At 42.4% G+C, this 24305-nt stretch carries 24 protein-coding genes; 19 read left to right on the top strand and 5 right to left on the bottom strand.

The window, feature by feature from the left end; translation table 11 throughout:
• Positions 1-31 precede the first annotated feature (31 nt).
• Positions 32-2764, bottom strand: a complete 2733-nt coding sequence (locus BM090_RS15715; protein ID WP_091515635.1) for a T9SS type B sorting domain-containing protein — start codon at positions 2762-2764, stop codon at positions 32-34.
• A 653-nt stretch (positions 2765-3417) separates the two neighbouring features.
• On the opposite strand from BM090_RS15715, the gene BM090_RS15720 reads away from it, so the two are divergent.
• Both BM090_RS15720 and BM090_RS15725 read left to right on the top strand, forming a co-directional pair.
• Positions 3418-3942 carry a YfiR family protein gene (locus BM090_RS15720; protein ID WP_177199971.1) on the top strand — a complete coding sequence of 175 codons (525 nt, stop codon included), beginning with the start codon at positions 3418-3420 and terminating at the stop codon, positions 3940-3942.
• Positions 3943-4136: 194 nt separating this feature from the next.
• Complete coding sequence (locus tag BM090_RS15725) at positions 4137-6038, top strand: GAF domain-containing protein (protein WP_091515645.1); 1902 nt, start codon at positions 4137-4139, stop codon at positions 6036-6038.
• A gap of 104 nt (positions 6039-6142) precedes the next feature.
• Here BM090_RS15725 and dxs read toward each other — a convergent pair whose 3' ends face one another.
• Positions 6143-8077, bottom strand: a complete 1935-nt coding sequence (gene dxs, locus BM090_RS15730) for a 1-deoxy-D-xylulose-5-phosphate synthase (RefSeq protein WP_091515649.1) — start codon at positions 8075-8077, stop codon at positions 6143-6145.
• 358 nt (positions 8078-8435) lie between these two features.
• Here dxs and dnaG point away from each other — a divergent pair, with 358 nt between their 5' ends.
• Both dnaG and BM090_RS15740 read left to right on the top strand, forming a co-directional pair.
• Positions 8436-10427: a DNA primase gene (gene dnaG / locus BM090_RS15735; RefSeq protein ID WP_091515653.1), complete on the top strand. Its 1992-nt coding sequence runs from the start codon at positions 8436-8438 to the stop codon at positions 10425-10427.
• A 97-nt stretch (positions 10428-10524) separates the two neighbouring features.
• A complete protein-coding gene (locus BM090_RS15740) occupies positions 10525-10923 on the top strand; it encodes an STAS/SEC14 domain-containing protein (protein ID WP_091515657.1) in 399 nt (132 codons plus the stop codon).
• 88 nt (positions 10924-11011) lie between these two features.
• Here the strand turns inward: BM090_RS15740 and BM090_RS15745 are convergent, their stop codons facing one another.
• On the bottom strand, positions 11012-12601 hold the full coding sequence (locus BM090_RS15745) for a GAF domain-containing protein (protein ID WP_091515660.1): 1590 nt from the start codon (positions 12599-12601) through the stop codon (positions 11012-11014).
• Positions 12602-12914: 313 nt separating this feature from the next.
• Entirely contained in the window at positions 12915-14402 is a 1488-nt protein-coding gene (locus tag BM090_RS15750) for a GAF domain-containing protein (RefSeq protein WP_091515663.1), read from the bottom strand.
• Positions 14403-14665: 263 nt separating this feature from the next.
• On the opposite strand from BM090_RS15750, the gene BM090_RS15760 reads away from it, so the two are divergent.
• Entirely contained in the window at positions 14666-15658 is a 993-nt protein-coding gene (locus BM090_RS15760) for a potassium channel beta subunit family protein (protein ID WP_091515670.1), read from the top strand.
• 73 nt (positions 15659-15731) lie between these two features.
• Here BM090_RS15760 and BM090_RS15765 read toward each other — a convergent pair whose 3' ends face one another.
• Positions 15732-16994: an aspartate kinase gene (locus BM090_RS15765; protein WP_091515674.1), complete on the bottom strand. Its 1263-nt coding sequence runs from the start codon at positions 16992-16994 to the stop codon at positions 15732-15734.
• A gap of 432 nt (positions 16995-17426) precedes the next feature.
• On the opposite strand from BM090_RS15765, the gene rplC reads away from it, so the two are divergent.
• The 14 genes from rplC (at position 17427) to rpsN (ending at position 24152) form a co-directional block, all read left to right on the top strand.
• Positions 17427-18047 carry a 50S ribosomal protein L3 gene (gene rplC, locus BM090_RS15770; RefSeq protein WP_091515677.1) on the top strand — a complete coding sequence of 207 codons (621 nt, stop codon included), beginning with the start codon at positions 17427-17429 and terminating at the stop codon, positions 18045-18047.
• A 3-nt stretch (positions 18048-18050) separates the two neighbouring features.
• The gene (gene rplD, locus BM090_RS15775; RefSeq protein WP_091515680.1) at positions 18051-18677 is read left to right on the top strand and encodes a 50S ribosomal protein L4; all 627 of its coding nucleotides are present in this window, start codon (positions 18051-18053) and stop codon (positions 18675-18677) included.
• Between the two features lie 2 nt (positions 18678-18679).
• Positions 18680-18967 carry a 50S ribosomal protein L23 gene (gene rplW, locus BM090_RS15780; RefSeq protein ID WP_091515682.1) on the top strand — a complete coding sequence of 96 codons (288 nt, stop codon included), beginning with the start codon at positions 18680-18682 and terminating at the stop codon, positions 18965-18967.
• Between the two features lie 13 nt (positions 18968-18980).
• Positions 18981-19802 carry a 50S ribosomal protein L2 gene (gene rplB, locus BM090_RS15785; protein ID WP_091515686.1) on the top strand — a complete coding sequence of 274 codons (822 nt, stop codon included), beginning with the start codon at positions 18981-18983 and terminating at the stop codon, positions 19800-19802.
• A gap of 2 nt (positions 19803-19804) precedes the next feature.
• Positions 19805-20083, top strand: coding sequence for a 30S ribosomal protein S19 (rpsS, locus tag BM090_RS15790; protein WP_091515689.1), 279 nt, complete (start codon positions 19805-19807; stop codon positions 20081-20083).
• Positions 20084-20151: 68 nt separating this feature from the next.
• Positions 20152-20517, top strand: coding sequence for a 50S ribosomal protein L22 (gene rplV, locus BM090_RS15795; RefSeq protein ID WP_091515691.1), 366 nt, complete (start codon positions 20152-20154; stop codon positions 20515-20517).
• A 22-nt stretch (positions 20518-20539) separates the two neighbouring features.
• Positions 20540-21364 (top strand): 30S ribosomal protein S3, encoded by an 825-nt coding sequence (gene rpsC, locus BM090_RS15800; RefSeq protein WP_091515694.1) that lies wholly within the window; start codon positions 20540-20542, stop codon positions 21362-21364.
• Between the two features lie 100 nt (positions 21365-21464).
• Positions 21465-21884, top strand: coding sequence for a 50S ribosomal protein L16 (rplP, locus tag BM090_RS15805; RefSeq protein ID WP_091515698.1), 420 nt, complete (start codon positions 21465-21467; stop codon positions 21882-21884).
• Between the two features lie 176 nt (positions 21885-22060).
• Positions 22061-22261, top strand: a complete 201-nt coding sequence (gene rpmC, locus BM090_RS15810; RefSeq protein WP_091515702.1) for a 50S ribosomal protein L29 — start codon at positions 22061-22063, stop codon at positions 22259-22261.
• A gap of 11 nt (positions 22262-22272) precedes the next feature.
• Positions 22273-22551 carry a 30S ribosomal protein S17 gene (rpsQ, locus tag BM090_RS15815; protein WP_091515705.1) on the top strand — a complete coding sequence of 93 codons (279 nt, stop codon included), beginning with the start codon at positions 22273-22275 and terminating at the stop codon, positions 22549-22551.
• Between the two features lie 2 nt (positions 22552-22553).
• Complete coding sequence (rplN, locus tag BM090_RS15820) at positions 22554-22922, top strand: 50S ribosomal protein L14 (RefSeq protein WP_091515709.1); 369 nt, start codon at positions 22554-22556, stop codon at positions 22920-22922.
• Positions 22922-23275, top strand: coding sequence for a 50S ribosomal protein L24 (gene rplX, locus BM090_RS15825; RefSeq protein WP_091515712.1), 354 nt, complete (start codon positions 22922-22924; stop codon positions 23273-23275). The genes rplN and rplX overlap by 1 nt, the downstream gene beginning before the upstream one ends.
• A gap of 1 nt (position 23276) precedes the next feature.
• Complete coding sequence (gene rplE / locus BM090_RS15830) at positions 23277-23837, top strand: 50S ribosomal protein L5 (RefSeq protein ID WP_091515716.1); 561 nt, start codon at positions 23277-23279, stop codon at positions 23835-23837.
• Positions 23838-23882: 45 nt separating this feature from the next.
• Positions 23883-24152 carry a 30S ribosomal protein S14 gene (rpsN, locus tag BM090_RS15835; RefSeq protein ID WP_091515720.1) on the top strand — a complete coding sequence of 90 codons (270 nt, stop codon included), beginning with the start codon at positions 23883-23885 and terminating at the stop codon, positions 24150-24152.
• The last annotated feature ends 153 nt before the right edge of the window (positions 24153-24305 follow it).

Below are 24305 nucleotides of genomic sequence, written 5' to 3' on the forward strand. Positions count from 1 at the left end.
GATAAGAGCTTTTTTGTTTGATGAGCAATTTTTATTTCAACAAATCGAGCCAACCTCTGTACGTGCGTTTGGCGTTGCGTGGGTTGAGTCTGAAAAATTCCACTTCTGCCGAGTAAAAATACGTGCCTGTGGTGGCTTGGCGTTGGTTGCCTGTGATGTTGCCGTCCCATTGGATTTTTTCGCGGTCGGAGGTCTCATACAATTTTTTGCCCCAACGATTATACACCCTAAACGTAATGGATTTGATGTACTGCGGCGTAATGCAAATCGGGCGGAAAGTTTGGTTTTTGTTGTCGTCGTTGGGCGTGAACACGTTCGGAAATTCTAACAAAACACAATTGTCTTTACAAACACGATTGCTGCGCACGCTTTCGTTGCCGAACTGGTCTAAGGCCGTTACCTCATAGCAACCCGCCAACGACGTGAGGTTTTGATGCGTCCAAGAGGTGTTAGTCGTGGTGGCCAAATACGTTGGATTTTGGTCTTCGGTTGCCGTAAAATAAATGTTATAACGCACTACATCTGTATCGCAAGGCGCGACTAAATTTGGTTTCCACGTTAATATATTATAGTTGTTGGGTAAAAATGGTGTTTGGCAATCGGTCGGGCAAATCAGCGAGTCGATGGTCAAAAAGGGTGCACACGGCGCAACCGTATCGCGCGGCATAGCCGAAACTTCGTAAGAATCATTATAAAGTGTTTGGCTAATTTTGGGGTTTTGGTACGCGCCGCGTGTCTGTATTTTGTAGAAATACGTTTGTGAGGCCTGCAACGGAATGCCCAAATATGTGCCATTGTCTGTATAAGAAACCGTAGTGCTATTGGCCAATACACTATCTATTACCTCAAAAACATTATTTACTTGTCTGTAAACCAAGTGATATTTCTCCGTGTTACTCCAAGAAGTATTCGTAGTCCAACTCAAATTTACGCTAGATACACTACCTGTGGCAGTGAGTTGTATGCTCGCCGCCGCGTCGGAGGTGTCTAACAGTGTTGCACTATTTCCATAATAAAATCCCACTTTATAGCGGTATTCTTTTTGGCGTGTATCTACTTGGTCTATGAAGGTAGTGTCATCAATGGAATTAGCCTGATGCACTTGCGTGTAATTTGTACCGTTTAGGCCGTCGGCTCTGAATACGCGGTATTGGTAAGGCGCAGGATAAAGGGTTTTATCAAATTCTAATGGCCGTATCCAGCGCACAAGCATTTGGCCGTTTTGGGCAGTGGTTTGCACGGAAGCGTTTGTCATTACGGGTACATCAAGTAGGAGAGAGGCACACACTTCGTTTGAGGCGTAGCTTTCGCCACCCGCAGGCGCAGGGAATGCGGCCACTAATCTGTAACAATACGTTAGGCCGCGTTTGAGGCCAAGCCCTCCATTATTGTCTGTAAAAGAAGTAGTTGTGCTGCTTACTTCTCCTATTTTTACAAAACCAGACGAGGCGGGCAAACCAATGTTACAATTGCCTTCCACAAAATCCGAGCTATCTACTTTTCTGTAAATGGCAATGGTAGAAGCATTTGGGCAAATATAGTTTTGCCAATTAAGAATAATGGATTTGTTGGGTTGTGGCGTGGCACTGGTCAGTTGTGGAGCAGGTGCAACCACCGTAATTCGCCAAATTTCGGTAGTGGCCAATACAGGCGCGAAAACAGGAATATCTTCTGCTTTAAACGTAACATCGTAAGGCTGTTCGCGCACGTCAGCGCAAGAAGTTGTCCAGCTAAATTGCGCAAACGATGGATTGCCGATAGGATTGGGAGGCGTAAAAACGGCAGCTTGTTGCGGAGCTACCAACGAATAAACGCCGCCATAAGACGTGATTTTTACTTTGTCTGCAAGATTGGTATCTAAGCCGATAATGGTTTTGTTCAGGATTGTGCCAGCCGCAATGCAAGTGTCTTTTGGTATAATGAGTTTGGGACGATAGTTGCGCGTGTCGCGTACAATTATCTGAATATCACGTACCACATAGCCGATGGCGCGGCCACGTCTCCATTCCGTAATGCGTATGGCCGTGTTAAAATAACCGACAAGTTGCGGCGCGTCCCAAGTCAAAACGCCCGTTATAGGGTTGATGGTGTTCGTGGCTGCGGCGGTTTGTGCTTCGTTTTGGCCGCCAGCACGCACGGCAGGATTTTGATAATTGTCCACCGTAACGCCTGTTTGGGTGCTTGGATTGTAGTCTTTCATCGAAGGAATATTTTCATAAGAAAGACTATCCCCGTCGGGGTCGTAGGCGGCAGGTGTATGAAAATATTTTTGTCCGATACCTGCCAAATCAATAGCAGGGTTGGTGAGAACTGGCGTGTTATTGATGCCCAAAAATGGGTCTATAATAATACGCGTTTCAACATAAAACTGCGTACTGGACGAATTGGCCATATTCTTTACGTCCACATTGCGATTTTCACCGATATAGTAAATCAAATAAGAACCTGTGGCGGGATACGTGTGAGTGTATTCATAAATACTCATCCAAGTTCCTTTGCCAAGAATCGGCGTGCGTGGGCCTGTACGTGCTTTCATTTCTGATGTGCCATCTCCGTAATAAAGGCGATTTTCGGGGTCGTCGATGGGCGAAAGACTATCAGTATAGACAGTGAGTGTCATTTTGTAGGTGAGCGTGGTGGTAGAGATGCGCTTAACCGTGATTTCACCTGCTCTAATGTGGGTTGCAGCCGCTTTGTGGGAAAAGCTCCCCAACAATAATAATGTAGCAATAATGTAAGAATATAATTTTAGTATTTTATACATATTTATATCAGAATTAGATTTCCTCTCTGCCCAAAAAGCAACGTAATTATATTATTTTTTGTTGCATCAAAAACACTTTTTTATTCATATCCCCAAAAATATTGTGATTGGTGGTATAATATTGGGTTAATGTGGCCTTATTGCTGGTTAAAGAAGAGATGAATGTCATACATTTGTATTATTACGTATAAATTTACCAACCAATTTGACCATAATCTGTGCAAATTGGTTAGTAAATTGCCCAAATCTTACGTTTTAGTGTTTTAATATACAAAAGTATAAATAGTTTATATTCAGCTATATAACAAAAAAATACCCTCTTAGCCATTGTTAAACATAAAATAAACTGTTTAATAATAAAAAGTATAAAAAAGGTCTTGATTTAGGTTTGATTTTTTATTTAACTAAAATATTTTATAAAAAAAGCAATAAAATTACACGTTATTTTTTTATAGAAAAATGATAAAGAGCAAGCCTAAAGTCTTAAATACTAACATGGTATGTTAATGCCTGATTTTATGCTTACAGGTATTGGGCAAATACTATAATTTTAAATAAATGTTTTCGCAAGAAAAATAGACACTTGTAATTGCTAAATCATACACTTTATCTTTACTAAAATCCAGCTTTAACACAATAATATTTCAATGAAGATGAAAACTACAATAATCAGATTATCGTTTTTTAGTGTAATATATTTGGCCAGTTTTGTTGGCGCGATAGCGCAACAAACCGATTATAAGTATCATTCTATTTTTATTTATAATTTTACCAAATATTTGCAATGGCCAGCAGCTAACTCTTCTGGTGATTTTGTAATTGGTATAGTTGGCAACTCGCCTATTGTTTCTGAACTGGAGAAAATGGCGAGTAGTAAGACGGTGGGCAGCCGCAAAATCGTGGTGAAGCGTTTTGCGGGTGCGGACGAAATCGCACCGTGTCAGATGCTTTTTGTACCTCATAACCAAAACAGATATTTGGCCGAAATTACAGCAAAGGCGCGTAAGAGTAGTATTTTGGTTATTACCGAGTCGCCAGGTTTAGCGCACAAGGGAAGTAATATAAATTTCGTGATAAAAGAAAATAAATGGCGTTTTGAGTTGAATAAAAAAGCAACTGATGAGGCGAATATTAAAGTATCACAAGAGTTGTTAAGTCTCTCAATACCAGTAGAATAACTTCTTGTCGCTTTTAATAAAAAACGCGAACATTATTTTCGCGTTTTTATTTTTTCGGTGATAAGAATTGCTTATTGCTTGTTTTTTTGCAAATTCGCATTTGGAGCATATTTTCCTTATGTTTCGAACTGTAACCCTAAATGTAGAATTATTTTATTCGTAAAAACGGAACGAAAGTTGCCACCTCTTAAGCAATGAAATCAGGTATCAGGTATAAAATTTTTATTGGCTTTTTTACGCTTATCGCCATTTTCGTATTTAATGCAGCACTGAGCGTTTACACGCTGCGCGAGAGTGAGAACATCATTAAGAGAAACTCTGAAATTATTGACCCTTCGTTGGAAGGCATCAAGGAGTTTGAAAAACTAGTGATTCGCTCAAAAATGTACACCACTAACTGGGTGTATTTACGTGAAAATGAGGAAGATAAGCAGTCTTTGAAGCAGTTGCATAACGTAGAATATCCTACGCTCAAAGAAAAGATAAAAGCCTTGATGCCTTATTGGGAAGACCGCCGTCAGACGGTGCGAATGGATTCTATTTTCCAAAAATTCGAAAAACTTTTGATTTTGGAGAAAGAAATCATGCAAACGCTTGTATCCTTTGATGATTACGAAGATCCCATTAAAAAATTTACCGCTACAGGAACTATTGAAACCCAATTGATTCCTGCATCGTCAGTTGTATTGAAGGAGCTTTCGGTGCTATCTGATGCCAAACGTAAAGAAGTTGCTGCTTCTAAAGAGAAATTATTAGATTCTTTTGACGTGTTGCGTTGGATAATTATAGGTCTAGGTATTGCCCTTTCGGTGATTGGCGTAGTAAGAGCAACCCTTACGGCAAACTCTATTACACGCCCACTCAAATATATACAAGGTATTATCTTGCGTTTGGGTGTGGGTGAACTGCCAGAAGAAAGCAATCGCACTTTCAATAACGACGAAATCGGCGAAATGGCCAAAGCCGTAGAACAATTGGTGGCGGGCTTGCGTGCGACTTCTAATTTTGCTGAAAATATTGGTAATGGCAATCTAAAAGCCTCATTTACACCGCTTAGTGACGCAGATGTTTTGGGTAACTCGCTTTTGGAAATGCGTTCTAACCTCCAAAAAGTAGCCGAAGACGATAAAAAACGTAACTGGGCTACAGAAGGCGTAGCGAAATTCTCGGAAATTCTGCGCCAAAACAACGATAACATCAATAAACTTTCTGATGAAATCGTAGCCAATTTGGTGAAATATCTTGGTGCAAATCAAGGTGGCCTTTATATCGTAAACGAAGACGATACCAACGACGAACCATATTTGTATTTGGCGGGCTGCTATGCTTGGGACAAAAAAAAATATATTGACCAAAAAATTGCTTACGGCGAAGGTCTGACAGGGCAATCTTGGCAAGAAAAAGATACGCTATTCATTACGGACGTTCCGCAAGATTATATTTCTATTACTTCTGGCTTGGGCGATGCTAATCCGACAAGTATCATTATCGTGCCGCTCAAAATAAATGAGCAAGTGTACGGGGTGGTAGAAATGGCTTCGTTTAATGTTTTCCAAGATTTTGAAATTGAATTTGTGGAAAAAATCGGCGAAAGCATTGCTTCTACGCTTTCGACGGCCAAAGTAAACGAACGTACAACCCGTTTGCTAGAAGAGTCGCAAATGATGACCGAGCAAATGAAGGCGCAAGAAGAAGAAATGCGTCAGAACATGGAAGAGCTTCAGGCTACACAAGAAGAAATGGAGCGTGCGCAGTTGAGTATTTCTCGCAAAGAGAAACTATTCGATTCTACGATGGTGGTATTGGAGCTTGATAATTCATTTAGCATTACATCTGCCAACGAAATGGCCGATATAATGCTGGGTTATCGTTCGCGCGATCTGACAGGTTCTGCTCTTAAAGAGTTGATTTCTGACGAAACGTCTTTGTCTCAATTAAAATCCTCCCTTATGCTCGGCCAAGTTTGGCAAGGAACAACAGCTATTCGCAGCAGCAAAGGTGGTATTGTGAAAGTGAAATTAGTAGCAGGTTCGACTACTGACGAGTTTGAAAGCGAACACAGTTATTTGGTAATTATGCTTCGCTTAGATTCATAATCAAACATTGGAAGCCAATAAATAATAAAGCGGGGCGCAAAATCAATTTGATTTTGCGCCCCGCTCATATTTTGTATAGATAGCTATAGCTTTTGACGTTATTATTACACCGTTGCTTTTACTTTTTGTTTTTTAGCTGAAAGTTCGGCCATTTCGCGCGCGGCTTCGGCGATGCCTTCTGGGTCAAAGCCACATTCGCGATGTAGTTCGATTTGCTCGCCATGCTCTACGATGCGGTCAGGAATACCCAAACGTTTGAGGCGTGCATTATAGCCATTGTCAGCCATAAATTCGAGTACGGCACTACCAAAACCACCTTGTACGCAGCCATCTTCCACCGTAATCACGCTGTCGAACTGCGTAAAGATTTCGTGCAAAAGTGCTTCGTCTAATGGCTTCACGAAACGCATATCGTAATGCGCTGGATTTAGGCCATCTTTTGCCAAAAGTTCGCAAGCCTGCAGCACATAGTTCCCGATGTGGCCAATGGTCAGAATTGCAACTTTTTCGCCGTCTTTTACCTTACGACCTTGCCCGATTTGTAGGGCTTTCATTGGGCGTTTCCAGTCGGGCATTACGCCTTCGCCACGTGGGTAACGAATCGTAAAAGGCCCCTCGTATTGCGTAGCTGTAAACATCAGGTTGCGCAATTCCTCTTCGTTCATTGGCGAAGCGATAACCATGTTTGGGATACAACGCATATACGCCACATCGTAAGCACCGTGATGCGTAGGGCCATCAGCACCCGCAAAACCTGCGCGGTCGAGGCAGAAAATAACTTGCAAATTCTGCAAACAAACATCGTGAATTACTTGATCGTAAGCACGTTGCATGAACGAAGAATAAATGTTACAGAACGGAATCATGCCTTGTGTGGCCAAGCCTGCCGAGAAGGTTACGGCGTGTTGTTCGGCAATACCCACATCAAATGCGCGGTCTGGCATGGCGTTCATCATAATATTAAGCGAACAGCCCGATGGCATGGCAGGCGTTACGCCCATGATTTTACTGTTTTGTTCGGCAAGCTCTACGATAGTGTGGCCAAAAACGTCTTGATATTTAGGCGGTTGTGGTTTATCGTAATGCTTTTTGCGAATCTCTCCCGTGATTTTATCAAACTTGCCTGGTGCGTGCCATTTGGTTTGGTCTTTTTCTGCCAACGCATAACCTTTTCCTTTTACGGTAAGGCAATGCAAAATTTTAGGGCCAGGAATGTCTTTCAAATCATTGAGTACATTAACCAAATGATTGATGTCGTGGCCGTCCACAGGACCAAAATAACGCAATTTGAGCGACTCGAAAAGGTTACTTTGTTTGAGCAAACTTGCTTTTAGTCCGCTTTCGATTTTGGAGGCAATATCCTGAGCATTAGGGCCAAAACGACTGATTTTACCCAAAATATTCCAAACTTCATCACGCATTTTGTTGTACGTGTGCGAAGTGGTAATGTCTGTCAAATAGTCTTTGAGTGCGCCTACGTTCGGGTCAATGGACATACAGTTGTCATTGAGAATAATAAGCAAATTACTTCCCGAAACGCCCGCGTGATTCATGGCCTCGAAAGCCATGCCGCCCGTCATTGCACCATCACCGATTACGGCAATGTGCTGACGTTCTGACTCATTTTTGTATTTGGAAGCTACTGCCATGCCCAAAGCCGCCGAAATAGACGTAGAAGAGTGTCCCACGCCAAACGTATCGTAAACGCTTTCTTTGCGCTTAGGAAAGCCCGAAATACCATTGTACAAACGGTTGGTGTGGAATTGGTCGCGGCGACCCGTCAGGATTTTGTGCCCGTAAGCCTGATGCCCAACGTCCCAAATGAGTTGGTCGTCTGGCGTGTTAAAAACGTAGTGCAGTGCTACTGAAAGTTCTACCACACCCAAACTTGCGCCGAAGTGCCCGCCATAAACCGACACGTTGTCAATAATGAATTGGCGCAATTCGTCGCTTACTTGCAACAATTGACTTTTATCTAATTGCCTTAAATCCGCTGGGGAATTGATATTGGCTAATAGTTCTCCTGGTTTGATAAGCATATTAAGCAAATTTTATCAAAGCTCTAACAACTAACACGGGTCAGTTGTTTTGTATAGTGAAAATGTTTGCAAAGATTGCGGATTTTTTTTGAATTATCACCAAGTATTTTTACAATAACTTAACATACTATCAAGGCTTTGTCCTTAGTGAATAATGTATTCGTAGCGAAATTCCGCAAAGAAATGACCTGCTATTTTGCAGTGTTTTTATGGTGCAATCATGCTTGTTAGGATTTGTTGGAAAATAAAGAAGCCTTTTATCTTAAATAAATTTTAAGTAAAAATTCAGGTATGATATTGATGCTAAAATGCGTTTACTTAATACTTTTGTGCCTTTTTAGTCAAAACAAAACTGTCCGTGAGAATTTCCCAAGAAACAGTAGAACGAATCCAGCAAACCGCCGATATTATCGAGGTGATAGGGGATTTTGTGCCACTGAAAAAGAAGGGAAAAGACTATACGGCTTGTTGCCCGTTTCATAACGAAAAAACACCTTCATTTTATGTGTCGCCTGCGAAGGGGATTTATAAATGTTTTGGTTGCGGCAAGGCTGGCGATACCATTCGCTTTGTGATGGACATCGAAAGCCTGAATTATGGCGAGGCTTTGCGCTATTTGGCCAAAAAATATGGCATCGAAATAGAAGAAGATGCCGCGCCGCTCAGTGCCGAGCAGCAGCAAGCCCAATCCGAACGCGAAAGCATTTTTATTGCCCTGAATTTTGCCAAAAACTTTTATGCAAATCAGCTTTCGCAGCATCCCGACGGCCAAGCCTTAGGCCTAACGTATTTGCGCGAACGTGGATTTTTGGACAAAACGATACAGGCTTTTGAACTCGGATACAGTTCGGATACTTGGGACGGGCTTTTACAAGCGGCTAAAAAACAAGGCTTTACGGCGGATATTTTAGAAAAATCTGGTTTGCTGATTCGCCGCGACGATGGCCGCGAGTACGACCGTTTCAGAGGCCGCGTCATGTTCCCGATTCATAACACAAGCGGGAAAGTGATTGGTTTTGGCGCACGGATTTTGGGTTCGGACAAAAATCAACCCAAATATATCAACTCGCCCGAAACGGAAGTTTACAATAAAAGCGAAGTGTTATTTGGTTTGTTTCAGGCCAAAAACGCGATTCGTCAGGCCGATAATTGCTATTTGGCCGAAGGTTATACCGATGTTATTTCGTTGCATCAGGCGGGCGTGGCCAATGTGGTGGCCTCGTCGGGTACGTCGCTGACTGCCGAGCAAATCCAACTTATCAAACGATACACGCACAATGTTACGGTGCTTTATGACGGCGATTGGGCAGGTATCAAAGCCTCGTTGCGCGGTATTGATATGCTTTTGGAGGCTGGCCTGAATGTACGCGCCATTACGTTCCCCGACGGCGACGACCCCGACAGTTATTTGCGCAAAGTGGGAGGTTCGGCGTTTACGGCTTATTTGCAGACTGCGGCCAAAGATTTTATTTCCTTCAAAGCCAGTTTGTTTGCGGAAGATGCCGCCCGCGACCCCATTCGCAAAGCTGAAATTATACGCGATATTGTGCAGAGTATCAGCCTGATACCCGACCTTATCAACCGTTCGGTTTTCTTGAAACAATGCAGCCAGTTGCTGGGCGTAGAAGAAGAAATTTTGTTGGCGGAAAGCAATAAAATTATTCTTAAAAAACAGCAACAACAAAACCCCACGCATCGCCCAGCGGTGCAAGCAGGTACGCAAATTCCTGCCCCGCAGCCATCGCCAGAAATGCTGGACGAACAGGCATTTTTGGCCGAAACACAGCTTACTCCTGATGGCGTGAGCCGCGACAAAATAGGGGAGAGCATTCGCCTACAAGAGCGCGAAACCATGCGTTTTTTGTTGCAATATGCCGCCGCCGCTGTCTCGGAAGAATACAAATTGGGACAGTATGCCCTTGCGCAGTTGGAAGACATTGTGTTTGTTACGCCACTATACAGCCGCATGATCGGGATTTTTAGGGAAGAAATGGCCAAAAACCATTTGCCCGACTACCAATTTTTTGTACGCTACTCGGACGAGGAAATACGACAAGAGGCCGCCTCTCTGATTGCCGAACGCCACGAACTTAGCGAAAGTTGGTTCAGTATGCACCACCTTTATACTGAGCACGAAAAAGACAATTTGGCATATAACGCTTACAAACAAATTCTAAGACTTAAAGCAATGGTAGTCAAGAAATTAGTAAACGAAAAAATGCAACAAATTATACAGGCCGAACAGCAACAAGCCACCGCCGAAACCGTCGAAAAATTATTGATGGAATACCAAGTGCTGCACAAGTTGGGAGCGGATATTAACAAAGAATTAGGCACAGTGATTAAGTAATAAAAAAAGTCTTTTAAGCTCTATTTTTTGTTTGTTTTTTGTGGTAATTTGGCTGCTATAATATTATATCACCAAACTAATTTAATACTGAAAAATTATGGCAACACACGCAACTCCGTTTGTGGTTTTTGAATTCAAACCAGAACAAAATGCAGTACACGCTACTTGGAAAGATACAACTGCAATGGCCACAGAAGACCAAATAAAAGAGAGTATGTTGGAATATGTAAAATTCATAGATACTTATCGTGCTCCCAATCTTCTTGTAAACGAAAAGGACATGAAATTTGAGTTTTCGCCATCGTTTCAGGCTTGGATGGACGAAAATGTTTCGGAAAAAGCCCGCAATATGGGTTCGGTTCGTTTTGCGTTTATTAAAAGTGAAGATTTTATTATTGGCTTGGCCGCTGAAATGGTCATGGAGCAAGTAGCTTCTAATGCGCCTGTTCGCTTTTTTGATAATGCCCAAGAGGCAGAAGCGTGGTTAATTTCTTAAAAAAATGATCGATCTATAAGAAACACAAAGAAGTCCGAAAACTTTAGTTTTCGGACTTCTTTGTGTTGGGTAAGTAATTGATTTTTAGTTAATGAGGCTGTGTTTGCAACGCTGTGATTTGTTGAGCTTGGGCTTCTATTTTGGCTAATAAATCCTGTTCTTTTTTCTTGAATTGCGTAACGGCTTGCTGCATGATTTGATTGCGGCGTTCGATTTGTTCTTGGGTACGCGCTTTTTCTGTGGCTCGTACCTCTTCAATTTCTTTTTTTGCAGCCTGCAACTGCTCAATCATGGCTTCCATAGCGGCTTCTTTGGCTTGCATGATTTCGTTTTGGCGTTCGATTTCGCGTTGTTTGCGCTCCATTTCTTCTTGTGTAGCGGCGAGTTCCTCCATATTTTGGCGCATTTCTTCTTCCGCCGAACGCATTTCTTCTGCCTGTATTTGCGAAGTTTCTAGCAATTGTAACGTTTGTTTGTTGGTGCGATAGGCCTTGATATAACTGGCCAATGCCTCGCCACCTTTTTCCATAAATTCGATTTGGGCGGCAGTTAGCTCTTTAAAAGAGGCTACCTCTATAATACCTTCTACTTCTCGGTTATAAATGAGTGGTACGATAGCCAAAAACGATGGCGTAGCATCGCCCAGACCCGAAGTGATGCGCACGTAATCTTGTGGAAGTTTCTTGAGGCGTGTCGTTGTTTTTTCTAAATAACATTGCCCCACTAACCCTTGCCCTATTTCTATGCGTTGTTGCTCGGCGTGTTTTTTGCGGTCGTAAGCGTACACAGCTTTTAGGGAAATATAAGGCTTGGTGCTATTTTTATCATCAAAGGCGATTTCATAAAAAGCACCTTGATTTGCATTTAAATATTTGATAATGAAAGACAAAATCTTGTCATTCATACTGCTGCCGTTCTCTTCTTCACGTGTCAGGGCCGTGAGTTGGGCCACGCCGTTGCTTACCCACGTGCGCGACTGTTCGTCTTCGCGGGCTTTCTGTACTTCGGACAAAGTATTTTTGAGTGTTGCTTCCGACTCTTCCATTTGCGTTTGCTTTTCGGCCAACGAATTAACCAACATCATATTATTTTCTTCTGACGCAATCACAAAATTTTGTTGTAAAATCAGTGCCGACACAATCGCTAAAATACCCGTAGCCGTGCACATAAGCGTGTATTCGGTACTAAATACAAACTTTAAATCAATGCCTTCTGTGTTATTAAAAAGTGGTTCATAAACTTTAAAGGTAAATAGCGCAATACTAATTGCTATCACTCCAGCAATTTGAATTGTCCTCTCGCGGTGGTCAAACAAGGCAAACGTAAAGGCTAAAAAGGCAAATGCCATTCCCCAAAGCCCATAAGGGGGAGCTGTTTCGTGTTGCGAAAAATAAGCTCCAGAAATCATGACAACTGAAAAAGGGGTAAAAACCACGGCCATTCTGGCGGCAATATGTTGACCAATGTGGTTGAGCACTGGAGCTAATACAAACGCAGCTGTTGCTAAGCCAATGAGCCAGAGCAACGGATACATGAATAAGTAAATAACTACAGTAAAGGCGATACAAACAGGAATGAAAATGAGTGCTATCGTATTGGATAGGCCAATTTTGGCATTGAGCCAATCAGGGTTTTTGTCCGAAATGCCTGCGTTTTTGATGAGATGTACGATGTTCATGGCTAAATGAAATGTGTTTGGTTTGAAGTGAAATAAAGTTACTAGTAATACAATAGTAAATGTTAAATATTCGGCTAGTGCTATTGATTGCACGGCGAAATTTATGTTTATTTCGGTTAAATAAATTTATTGTGTTTTCTATTTTTTCTTCTAATACTCAATATAAAAAAATATTTTAAATGAAATATTGATAAAAATCAAGTGTTCGGCTAATAAGTGAAGCGATAGCACCACGACAAAAAAATAGGTTTTGGCCAACGACCAAAACCTATTTGCTCTCCATACATCTCTCTCTACTCTAATTCAAACATTTTCAGGCGACTGCCTGGCTCATAAGTTCTGCATTTAATTCCACCGACGACATCGGTTTGGCGATTTGTCGTAGAATTGCAATTTCTTTTTTGGCGGCTTCCAATTCTCTGAGTGTAAGTGAAAGCTCGCGACTTTTTTCTTCCAAAAGCATTTCTTGGTGTTCCATGCTGCGTTGCTTGCGTTCCATTTCTTCCTGAATGGCCGAAAGCTCTTCCATGTTTTGGCGCATTTCTTCTTCTGCCGAGCGCATTTCTTCGGTTTGTTGTTGCGAAATCACCAACAGACGGCGCGTTTGCTCATTGGTGCGTGAAGATTTGATGAAGCTGGCCAAACTCTCGCCCGCTTTCTCTAAAAATTCTATTTGCGCTTTGCTCAACTCCTCAAACGAGGCCACTTCGATAATTCCTTCTACTTCTCGGTTGTAAATCAGTGGCACAATTGCCAAGAAAGCTGGTGTCGCCTCGCCCAAACCCGACGTAATTCGTACATAGTTTTGCGGAATTTGTTTGAGGCGAGTAGTTTCCTTTTCCATATAACATTGTCCAACCAAACCTTGTTTCGGCTCTATGCGTTGGTTTTCAAAATGTTTTTTGCGGTCGTAAGCGTACACAGCTTTCAGGGCAATGTAGGGCTTGGTTTGCTTTTCGTCGTCAAATTCTACTCTATAAAAACCGCCCTGATTGGCATTTAAGTATTTGATAATGAAAGACAAAATACGGTCGTCAAGATTTTCGCTTTGTTCCTCGCGCGTCATGGCCGTTACTTGCGCCACACCGTTGGCTACCCACGTACGGGCTTGTTCGTCTTCGCGTGCTTGTTGCACTTCGGCCAACGTGTTTTTTAGTGTCGCTTCAGACTCTTCCATCAAGGTTTGTTTTTCGGAAAGCGAAGCCAACAAATCAGCATTCTCTTTCTCTGATTTTAGCACATAATTTTGTTGCATAAACAAAGAAGCTGCAATAATGATAAGTGCCGTGCTGGTACACAACAGTTTGAATGGCCAACTGTCGGCAAACTCATAATCAATTCCGTTATTCACATCAAAGAGTGGTTCGTATAGGCCAAAGCATATCATGGCCAAACCCATTAAGATAGAATTAATGGCTAATATTTTGCGTTCGCGGTGGTCGAATACCGCAAAATTGAAAGCGAAGAAGGCCAGAGCCATTGCCCAAAAACCATTCAAAGGTTTTATAAATGAGTTGGCGTAGTAGGCATTGAAAATACTAATCACCGTGAAAGGCACTAAAACCAAAATACTACGCGATAGAAGATGGTTTCCCCAGTAGTTAAGCAGCGGCGTAGCGGCGAAAGCTAACGTAGCCAATACAGGCAAATAAAGAAGCGGCGTAAAGTAAAAGTGAATAATCACAGAGAATGTTACTGCCAAGAAAATTAACAATCCCGCCAATTTGTTCGACTGCTCTATTTTGGTGTTCAGCCAAGCAGGATTTTCTTTATTAATGCCTAAGCTTACGATGCGTTTCATAATACTTTACTGTTTTTGAATTAGTAGTGTTTTTGACTGCTTTGATGAAACAAAGGTAACAACAGCCTTTTTGTCCAAGACAAACATTCGGTAAATACCAAATAAGACGCGGTAAATATTAATATTACTGGGGCGAGTGGTTCGCCGAGCAAATACAACAATTGGCGGGCTATTGAACCAACTTGGCGGTTATGTGTGTTTGTAAACAGTTGTAATACTTGCAATTAGGTATTTTAAATTAATTAAAAAAAGCTATTAAAACAATGGAATACAGACGTTTAGGCCGTTCGGGGCTACAAGTAAGTGCCTTGTCGTTTGGGGCATGGCTTACCTTCGGAAAACAAGTGGGCGACACTACCGCCCAAGATTGTATGTACGCAGCGTATGACGCAGGCGTGAATTTTTTTGATAATGCCGAAGTCTATGCCGACGGCCAAGCCGAAGTCGTGATGGGCGATATTTTGCACAAAAGCGGCTGGAGTAGAGATACTTTCGTCGTGTCGAGCAAGGTGTTTTGGGGCGGAAGCAAACCCAACCAGAAAGGTTTGAGCCGCAAACACGTCGTAGAAGCCTGCCATGCGGCCTTGCGTCGCTTGCGCGTGGATTATCTGGACTTGTACTTATGTCATCGCCCAGACCTCAATACGCCAATGGAAGAGACGGTTCGCGCCATGAGCGACCTTATCGCACAAGGCAAAGTGTTGTATTGGGGTACGTCCGAATGGAGTGCGCAGGAAATCATGGAGGCGTATTCCGTAGCGCGTCAGTACAATTTGGTGCCGCCTGTGGTGGAGCAGCCGCAATACAATATGTTTCACCGCGACCGTGTAGAAAAAGAATATTATAAACTTTATAGAGAAATCGGACTTGGCACGACCATTTGGTCGCCGTTGGCTTCGGGTTTGCTTACGGGCAAATACAACAATGGCGCACCTGCTGGCGAGTCTAGAGCTACGGCGCATCCTGAGTTGGGTTGGTTGTCGGATTTGCTTATCGGCGAAAAAGGGCAGGCACGTGTAGAAAAAGTAAAGCAGTTAGCCACCGTCGCGGGTGATTTGGGAACGAATATGCCGCGTTTGGCACTGGCTTGGTGTTTGAAAAACCCGAACGTAAGTACTGTTATTACGGGAGCTTCTAAAGTGCAGCAAGTAAAAGACAACATGGAAGCCATCGGCGTAATAGAAAAACTCACGCCCGAAGTAATGACCACCATTGACCAAATACTTGACAATAAGCCTACTATTACGATGTTTTAAAACGTCTTTAAACAAATTAAGCCTCATAGGTTTCTAAAAAATCTATGAGGCTTAATTCAAGAATCTTCTACAATTATTCTTTCACTACGATTTGGAACGTGTGGCGTGTGCGCTGTTCGAGCAAAATCTCTTTGCCTTGTGTGATTTCTTGCACACTGGCTTCGTCGTAGTTTTTGATGGTGATGAGTTGCAAATTCTCATTATAATAAATGCTGAATTCTTCGGATAGCAAATTGCGGAGTTTTTCTATGCGGCGTAGGTCATTGTCCACACACACCGAAAACGACGTAGCCGAATTTTGCATCAAGTTAGCTTTTACGTTCAGCCTGCCAATTGCTTCGATAATGGTCGAAACATTTTTTTCGGTAATAAAAGCTAAGTCTTTGATATGAAAAGAAAGTAACTTTTGATTGGGCTTAAAGATAATGGCTGGGCGAATTTTGGGCGGTCGGCTGTTGCTGATACGCGTCCCTGATTTGTCTGGCTCAATGAATGAACGTACAAAAAGCGGAATGTTACGGTTGGCCAGTGGCTTAATGGTTTTTGGGTGAATCACGGTTGCGCCGTAATACGTCATTTCGGCGGCATCTTGGTAGCTAAGTTGCTCGTAAAGATGCGTTTCGGCCAAGCGGCGTGGGTCTGCATTGAGTACACCGGGTACGTCTTTCCAAATCGTCAGGGACTCAGCATCCAAACAATATGCAAAAATAGAGGCGGTATAATCCGAGCCTTCGCGGCCAAGCGTCGTGGTTTTTCCTTCGAGCGTTCCGCCAATAAATCCTTGTGTTACAATTACTTTATTGGTCAGGATTTCGGGAAGTTCGCGTTTTACCTGTTTTTCCGTCCAAGCAAAATCTACTTTGCCTTCGCGCCAAGTGTCGTCGGTTTGGATGTAACGACGCGCATCGAGCCACGTGTTATTTACGCCTGCTTCGGTGAGGTAATGCGCCACAATGTGCGTGGAAAGCAATTCCCCAAAACTAATGATTTGGTCATAACCTTCGTCGTAGTTTTTGTACAGCGGCGACTTTTCCAATTGCGCATCAAGGCGCGTAAACATATTGACCAAAACCCCGAAAATAGGAGCTTGTTTGTTGTCAAAAAGCTGATTGACAATATCTTCATGGTATTGCGTGAGCTGCTTAAACTCTGCGCTGTAATCTTGTTTGGTATGGGCTTTTTCGTAAAGTACTTCTAAGGCGTTGGTGGTTTTGCCCATCGCGGACACCACCACGAGCAGTTCGTTAGAAGGGGCGTGTTTTTTAATGATTTTAGCGGAGTTACGAACGGCTGGAGCATCTTTTACCGACGCGCCGCCAAACTTAAATATTTTCATAATTTAATAAGCTGAAACGAAATTAATAATCAAAACCGTGTTGGGTTTTATGGTGTATATGGGTAAAAGTCTTTGCGCTTAACGAACAAATCTGACCATTGTTTTGGCCTCCGCAATTTATACGTTTCGTGAAAAGAACAAGTTATTCGGTTAATTTTTTTAGTTGAAAAGAGAAAAAATACTATTCGTGAAAGGTGATTCGCCGAACGAAATTTGGACAATTTAGGGCTTGGGCTTTTTGCGCAAAAACGATGTTATGGTTTGGTAAAGGTTTTGTAAAAATAAACTCAAAAAAAATTAACTTATTTTTTATCAAGTGTTTGCAAAGTAAAATATTACTGTTACTTTTGCAGTCCTTTTTGGCACACCATCTGCAAAGACTAAGGAAAGAATAGGTGGTGTGGAGTACATTCCTAAAATATAACTATAACAATGTCAGGTATTATCGGAAAAAAAGTGGGCATGACTAGCGTGTTTACAGCAGATGGCAAAAGTGTTGCCGCTACTGTTATCGCAGCTGGCCCTTGCGTAGTAACGCAAGTGAAGACGGTGGATAATGACGGTTACCAAGCAGTGCAATTAGGTTTTGGCGAGAAAAAAGAATCGCACACAACTAAAGCATTGTTGGGTCACTTCAAAAAAGCTGCCACTTCTCCCAAGAGAAAACTCGTAGAGTTTAGCAATTTTGAGCAATCGCTCAACCTAGGCGACACCATTGATGCTACTGCATTCGCTGAAGGCGATTCTGTAGCCGCTGTTGGCACGTCGAAAGGTAAAGGTTTTCAAGGCGTTGTGAAACGTCATGGATTTGGTGGTGTAGGTGGCCAAACACACGGTCAGCACAACCGCCAACGTCACCCTGGTTCTATCGGTGCGTGTTCGTTCCCTTCTCGTGTATTCAAAGGCTTGCGCATGGCTGGCCGCACAGGTGGCGACCGCGTGAAAGTTCAGAACTTAACTGTACTTAAAGTATTGGCTGAACACAACTTGATTGTGATTAGTGGTTCAGTACCAGGTGCTAAAAACTCATACGTAATTCTGGAGAAGAACTAAGAAATGGAGATTGCAGTATTAAATATCAGTGGTAAAGAAACTGGCAGAAAAGTTCTGCTCGCTGATGACATATATAGCGTAGAGCCAAACGACCACGCAATATATTTGGACGTGAAACAATATCTTGCTAACCAACGTCAAGGTACGCACAAAGCCAAAGAACGTGCTGAAGTTGCTCGTACAACTAAAAAGTTGAAAAAGCAAAAAGGTACAGGTGGTGCACGTGCAGGTAGCATGAAATCGCCAGTATTTATTGGTGGTGGTCGCGTGTTCGGTCCTCGCCCACGCAGCTACGGTTTCAAATTGAACAAGAAACTAAAAGCATTAGCCCGTAAATCGGCTCTTACTTATAAAGCAAAAGACAATAGCATTTTGGTAGTTGAAGCATTTGGCTTTGAAACGCCAAGCACTAAAGGCTACTTGAATGTATTGGACGGTTTGTCATTATTGAATAAAAAGACGCTCCTCGTACTGCCTGAAAACAACGCAAACGTGTATTTGTCAAGCAGAAACCTCCCGAAGGCAAAAGTAACTACTGTAAATGAGTTGAGTACTTATGACCTTTTACATGCTGATAACTTGCTTATTAGCGAACAGTCCGTAGAGAAAATCGAAGCCTTATTGAAATAATTATGAGCATCTTAAAGAAACCAATTACAAACGAGAAAGCCGTATCCCTACACGAAAAAGGTATTTACAGCTTCGTAGTTGAGAAGAGTGCCAACAAAATTGAAATCAAAAAGGCTGTTGAGCAAATGTACGGCGTAAATGTGGACAAAGTTCGCACAATGATTGCCATTGGTAAAACCAAAAATCGTATGACAAATGGTCGCTTCATCGCAGGCCGTAAAGCGTCTTACAAAAAGGCCATCGTAACTTTGTCTCAGGGAGAAATTATTGATTTTTATAGCGGAATTTAATTCAGACTGACAAATGGCATTAAAGAAATTAAGACCAGTTACACCTGGCCAGCGATTCAGAGTTGCACCCGCTTTCGACGAAATTACGGCCTCTAAGCCAGAAAAATCACTTGTAACTTCTATCAAGAGAACAGGTGGTCGTAACAGTGCTGGTGCTATGACTATGCGCTACATCGGTGGTGGTCACAAAAAAAGTTACCGTATCATTGACTTCAAACGTAACAAACACGGCGTTCCTGCTGTCGTGAAGTCTATCGAATACGATCCAAACCGCAGCGCACGCATCGCGTTGCTATATTATGTAGATGGTGAGAAGCGTTATATCCTTGCTCCTCAAGGTCTTACAGTGAACCAAACAGTTGTTTCGGGTGCTGATGTTGCTCCTGAAGTAGGCAACAGCCTTCCTTTGTCAGCGATTCCGTTGGGTACTATTATCCACAACGTAGAATTGAAGCCAGGCAAAGGTGCTGCGATGGTTCGCAGTGCAGGTGCTTACGCTCAGTTGCTTGCTCGTGATGGCAAATATGCTACGCTTAAATTACCTTCTGGTGAAATGCGTATGGTGTTGGTAACTTGCATGGCTACGGTTGGTGCAGTTTCTAACCCAGACCACATGAACGAGAATGATGGTAAAGCAGGTCGCGCTCGTTGGAAAGGCTCTCGCCCTCGTACACGTGCCGTTGCGATGAACCCAGTGGATCACCCAATGGGTGGTGGTGAAGGTAGAGCTTCGGGTGGTCACCCACGCTCACGTAAAGGTTTGCTTGCTAAAGGTAAGAAAACTCGTAGCCCCAAAAAGTATTCAGATAACTTAATCATCGGCAAGAAAAAATAACAATGGGACGTTCACTAAAAAAAGGTCCATATATTGATTATAGACTGGACAAAAAAATACAGGAAATGAATGAAGCTGGCAAGAAAAACGTGATCAAAACGTGGTCTCGCCGCTCAATGATTTCTCCTGACTTTGTAGGCAATACATTAGCTGTACATAACGGAAACAAATTCATTCCTGTATATGTAACAGAAAATATGGTAGGACATAAACTTGGAGAGTTTGCACCTACTCGTAACTTCCGTGGTCATATTGCTAAGAAAGATAAAGGCAAAAAGTAATTTAACAATGAACAACAATAGCCTACATCGTTAGACTGGGTGGTTCGTTGTTCGCTACACATTATAATATGGAAGCAATAGCAAAATTAAATAACGTGCCTACATCACCTCGCAAGATGCGCCTTATCGCAGACCTTATCAGAGGTAAAAAAGTAGGACACGCCCTCAATATACTTAAATTTGACTCGAAAAGCGGTGCGCCTAAATTGGAGAAATTGCTCCTTTCGGCGATCGCTAACTGGCAAGAAAAAAATCCTGCCGATAGCATCGAGACTGCTGATTTGTTTGTAAAAACAATCTTCGTAAACGAAGGTCGTCAGCTTAAAAGATTGCGCCCAGCTCCTCAAGGACGTGCTTATCGTGTTCGTAAACGTTCTAACCACGTTACGATTGTTGTGGACAGCGCAGCTCAAAATTCATCTGATAGTAAGTAAAAACGTAATGACGGTATAAACAATGGGACAAAAAGTTAATCCTGTCGGGCTTAGACTCGGAATCGTGAAGGGTTGGGACTCCAACTGGTATGGCGGTAAAACTTTTGCTGATAAATTAGTAGAAGACGAAAAAATCCGCAAATACGTGTTGGCACGTATCCCCAAAGGCGGTATCTCGAAAGTTATTATCGAAAGAACGCTAAAACGCATTACGCTTACTATTAACACTGCTCGTCCAGGTGTCGTAATTGGCAAAGGCGGTGCAGAAGTAGATAAGATTAAAGAAGAGTTGAAAAAACTTACCCAAAAAGATGTTCAAATCAACATCTACGAAATTAAGCGTCCTGAAATTGATGCGAAATTGGTAGGGGAGTCTATCGCTCAACAACTTGAAGCACGTATTTCTTACCGTCGTGCCATGAAGCAAGCGATTGCTGCGGCTTTGCGTGTAGGTGCTCAAGGTATCAAAGTGAAATTGTCGGGTCGTTTGGCTGGTGCTGAGATGGCGCGTACTGAGCAATACAAAGAAGGACGTATTCCTTTGCACACACTTCGTGCGGATATTGACTACGCTATCTCTGAAGCCCTTACAGTTTACGGTAAAATCGGTATCAAAGTATGGGTTTTCCGTGGCGAAGTATATGGCAAACGCGACTTGTCTCCAAACGTAGCTACAATGGCTGCTCAAAATGCTTCAAGTGGTGACAGCCAATCTCGTGGCAATTTCGGAGGCAATGACAACGATAAAGGTCGTCGTGGCAACCGCAAAGACGACAAACGCGGTAATGACAGACGTGGTGGCGGCAACAACAGAGGTGCTGGCAACAACAACAACAAAAAACGCTAGTCATTCCCTTAATCAATAGAACTGATAAACAGTAACTTGTGTACTCTTTGTCAGTTCTGTTGTGTGTTTAATTTCACAACATTAGTATTGGACAACGACAATGTTACAACCAAAAAGAACTAAATATAGAAAGATGCAAAAAGGCAGAGTTCGTGGTATCGCTCAACGCGGTCATACGATTTCTTTTGGCTCTTTCGCTATAAAATCTCTTGAAGCTGGCTGGATTACTGCTCGCCAAATAGAGTCGGCTCGTATCGCCGTAACACGTGCAATGAAACGTGAAGGCCAAGTATGGGTTCGTATTTTCCCTGATAAGCCTATTACCAAAAAACCTGCAGAGGTTCGTATGGGTAAAGGTAAGGGTGCTCCAGAATACTGGGTTGCTCCTATCAAACCTGGTACTATTTTGTTTGAATCTACGGGTGTTCCTTTGGCCGTAGCTACCGAAGCTCTTCGTTTGGCTGCCCAAAAACTTCCAGTAAGAACCAAATTCATAGTACGTCCTGACTATCAAGAATAGTCTAACCCAAAGGTAGCTTATCAACGGCGGCAAAGTATCCGTTACTATTTTGCTCAATAGCCTTGTATGTTGCCTTTCAGATGATTACCTTTATGACTGGCCGTTTGTCTGCTTTTAATTCTCCTCAAATATAAAGAAGACGGCGGCACTCAACCCTGAAAATGTTTTTCAAAACAATGGCAAAAAAAGAAAATTTCTCGGCATTAAGCGCAGACGAGCTTCGTAGCCGCCTTAGCGAAGAAAAGGCCAGACTTGATAAAATTAAGTTTGCTCACGCAGTAACTCCTCTTACAAACCCAATGGAAGTGCGCGAAACACGCCGCAACATTGCGCGTTTGAACACTGAGTTACGCAAAAAAGAACTCGCTACTGCTTAACTAATTGACAAATGGAAACAACAAATAATCAGCCAATAGACCGTAATGTACGCAAAGAGCGTATCGGTAAAGTGTTGAGCAACAAAATGGACAAATCTATTACTGTTGCTGTGGAGCGCAAAGTAAAGCACCCCATTTACGGTAAGTTTATGACAAAAACTACCAAATTTATGGCTCACGACGAGAAAAATGAGTGTGGTATCGGCGACATCGTTCGCATTTCTGAAACACGCCCATTGAGCAAACTTAAGCGTTGGAGATTAGTGGAAATTATTGAAAGAGCGAAATAATTATGATACAGCAAGAATCAAGATTAAACGTAGCTGATAACAGTGGAGCTAAACAAGTTCTTGTTATCCGCGTATTGGGTGGTACTCGTAAGAAGTATGCCTCAGTAGGTGATAAAATTGTTGTTACCGTAAAATCAGCTCTTTCTTCGAGCAACCTCAAAAAAGGAACTGTATCGAAAGCGGTAATTGTACGCACTAAAAAAGAAGTTCGTCGTAAAGACGGTTCTTATATTCGTTTTGAAGACAATGCAGCCGTATTGCTTAACAACAACGACGAGCCTCGTGGCACGCGTATCTTCGGGCCAGTTGCCCGCGAATTGCGCGACAAACAATTTATGAAAATCGTGTCATTAGCCCCCGAAGTTCTATAATGAAAGCACAACCTAAAAAAATAAAATTGCGCATCAAAGTTGGTGACGAAGTAACTGTTATCGCGGGCGATTCAAAAGGTAAAACTGGTACTGTGTTATCGGTTGATGCTGTGAAAAACCGTGCCATCGTGAAAGATGTTAACTTGGTTACAAAACACATCAAACCAACTGCTGCTACTGCTAACGCTGCCGCTCAACAAGGCGACATCGTGAAAAAAGAAGCCTCTATCCATATCAGCAACTTGGCGCTGATTGACCCTAAGTCGGGCAAAGCTACTCGCGTAGGCCGTAAACTTGACGAAAAAGGCAAACTTCAAAGATTTTCTAAGAAAACAGGCGACATCATAAAGTAACATGGCAACTCCAAGATTAAAAAATAAATACTTGAAAGAGGTAATGCCTGCACTGCAAGAGAAGTTTCAGTACAAAACTGTTATGCAAGTGCCTAAAATTACCAAAATCTGCATCAACAAAGGTATTGGTGCGGCTGTTTCAGACAAAAAATTAGTAGATATAGGTGTAGAAGAACTTACTACTATCTCTGGCCAAAAAGCCGTTTCTACTAAATCGAAACAAGCTATCTCGAACTTCAAACTTCGTGAGAATATGCCTATCGGTGCACGTGTTACTTTGCGTGGAGAACGTATGTACGAATTCCTTGACCGCCTTGTAACTGTTGCGCTTCCTCGTGTACGTGACTTCAAAGGCGTAAACGATAAAGGTTTTGACGGACGTGGTAACTACACGCTCGGTGTGAAAGAACAAATCATTTTCCCTGAAATCAGCATCGACAAAGTAAACAAAATCTCTGGTATGGACATTACTTTCGTAACAACAGCCACTACCGACGAAGAGAGCTTTGAATTGTTGAAATTGATGGGTATGCCTTTCGCAAACCAAAAAAATAATCAGTAATTAAAGAAAAATCAGTAGTTTTACACTGGTCAAAACTTTACTAATATGGCAAAAGAATCAATGAAAGCGCGTGAGCGCAAAAGACAAGCCGCCGTTACTAAATATGCTGAAAAACGCGCTGCGTTGAAAGCTGCTGGCGACTATGCAGGTTTGGATAAATTGCCTCGTAACGCTTCGCCTATTCGTTTGCACAACCGTTGCAAACTTACTGGCCGTCCGCGTGGCTATATGCGCAAATTCGGCATTTCACGTGTTACTTTCCGTGAAATGGCTTCTGATGGCAAAATCCCAGGTGTTACAAAATCAAGCTGGTAATTTATTGCCTCCAAAAGTATTTAAAAGCCTCTTATCGAATCCAATCCGATGAGAGGCTTTTGCTTTTTGCTCCCACAAAAAGAACAGTCTTTCGGCGGATTTTTCCGAAAAATTAACATCTTTGCCCCGAATCTATATTTCACCAACTTAACA

It is taken from the genome of Flexibacter flexilis DSM 6793 (genome assembly GCF_900112255.1).
Taxonomy (GTDB): Bacteria; Bacteroidota; Bacteroidia; order Cytophagales; family Flexibacteraceae; genus Flexibacter; species Flexibacter flexilis.

Coding starts and splice junctions, on each gene's coding strand:
- BM090_RS15715 (WP_091515635.1), bottom strand. CDS start 2,764: ATGTATAAAATACTAAAATTATATTCTTACATTATTGCTACATTATTA.
- BM090_RS15720 (WP_177199971.1), top strand. CDS start 3,418: ATGAAAACTACAATAATCAGATTATCGTTTTTTAGTGTAATATATTTG.
- BM090_RS15725 (WP_091515645.1), top strand. CDS start 4,137: ATGAAATCAGGTATCAGGTATAAAATTTTTATTGGCTTTTTTACGCTT.
- dxs (WP_091515649.1), bottom strand. CDS start 8,077: ATGCTTATCAAACCAGGAGAACTATTAGCCAATATCAATTCCCCAGCG.
- BM090_RS15740 (WP_091515657.1), top strand. CDS start 10,525: ATGGCAACACACGCAACTCCGTTTGTGGTTTTTGAATTCAAACCAGAA.
- BM090_RS15745 (WP_091515660.1), bottom strand. CDS start 12,601: ATGAACATCGTACATCTCATCAAAAACGCAGGCATTTCGGACAAAAAC.
- BM090_RS15750 (WP_091515663.1), bottom strand. CDS start 14,402: ATGAAACGCATCGTAAGCTTAGGCATTAATAAAGAAAATCCTGCTTGG.
- BM090_RS15760 (WP_091515670.1), top strand. CDS start 14,666: ATGGAATACAGACGTTTAGGCCGTTCGGGGCTACAAGTAAGTGCCTTG.
- BM090_RS15765 (WP_091515674.1), bottom strand. CDS start 16,994: ATGAAAATATTTAAGTTTGGCGGCGCGTCGGTAAAAGATGCTCCAGCC.
- rplC (WP_091515677.1), top strand. CDS start 17,427: ATGTCAGGTATTATCGGAAAAAAAGTGGGCATGACTAGCGTGTTTACA.
- rplD (WP_091515680.1), top strand. CDS start 18,051: ATGGAGATTGCAGTATTAAATATCAGTGGTAAAGAAACTGGCAGAAAA.
- rplW (WP_091515682.1), top strand. CDS start 18,680: ATGAGCATCTTAAAGAAACCAATTACAAACGAGAAAGCCGTATCCCTA.
- rplB (WP_091515686.1), top strand. CDS start 18,981: ATGGCATTAAAGAAATTAAGACCAGTTACACCTGGCCAGCGATTCAGA.
- rpsS (WP_091515689.1), top strand. CDS start 19,805: ATGGGACGTTCACTAAAAAAAGGTCCATATATTGATTATAGACTGGAC.
- rplV (WP_091515691.1), top strand. CDS start 20,152: ATGGAAGCAATAGCAAAATTAAATAACGTGCCTACATCACCTCGCAAG.
- rpsC (WP_091515694.1), top strand. CDS start 20,540: ATGGGACAAAAAGTTAATCCTGTCGGGCTTAGACTCGGAATCGTGAAG.
- rplP (WP_091515698.1), top strand. CDS start 21,465: ATGTTACAACCAAAAAGAACTAAATATAGAAAGATGCAAAAAGGCAGA.
- rpmC (WP_091515702.1), top strand. CDS start 22,061: ATGGCAAAAAAAGAAAATTTCTCGGCATTAAGCGCAGACGAGCTTCGT.
- rpsQ (WP_091515705.1), top strand. CDS start 22,273: ATGGAAACAACAAATAATCAGCCAATAGACCGTAATGTACGCAAAGAG.
- rplN (WP_091515709.1), top strand. CDS start 22,554: ATGATACAGCAAGAATCAAGATTAAACGTAGCTGATAACAGTGGAGCT.
- rplX (WP_091515712.1), top strand. CDS start 22,922: ATGAAAGCACAACCTAAAAAAATAAAATTGCGCATCAAAGTTGGTGAC.
- rplE (WP_091515716.1), top strand. CDS start 23,277: ATGGCAACTCCAAGATTAAAAAATAAATACTTGAAAGAGGTAATGCCT.
- rpsN (WP_091515720.1), top strand. CDS start 23,883: ATGGCAAAAGAATCAATGAAAGCGCGTGAGCGCAAAAGACAAGCCGCC.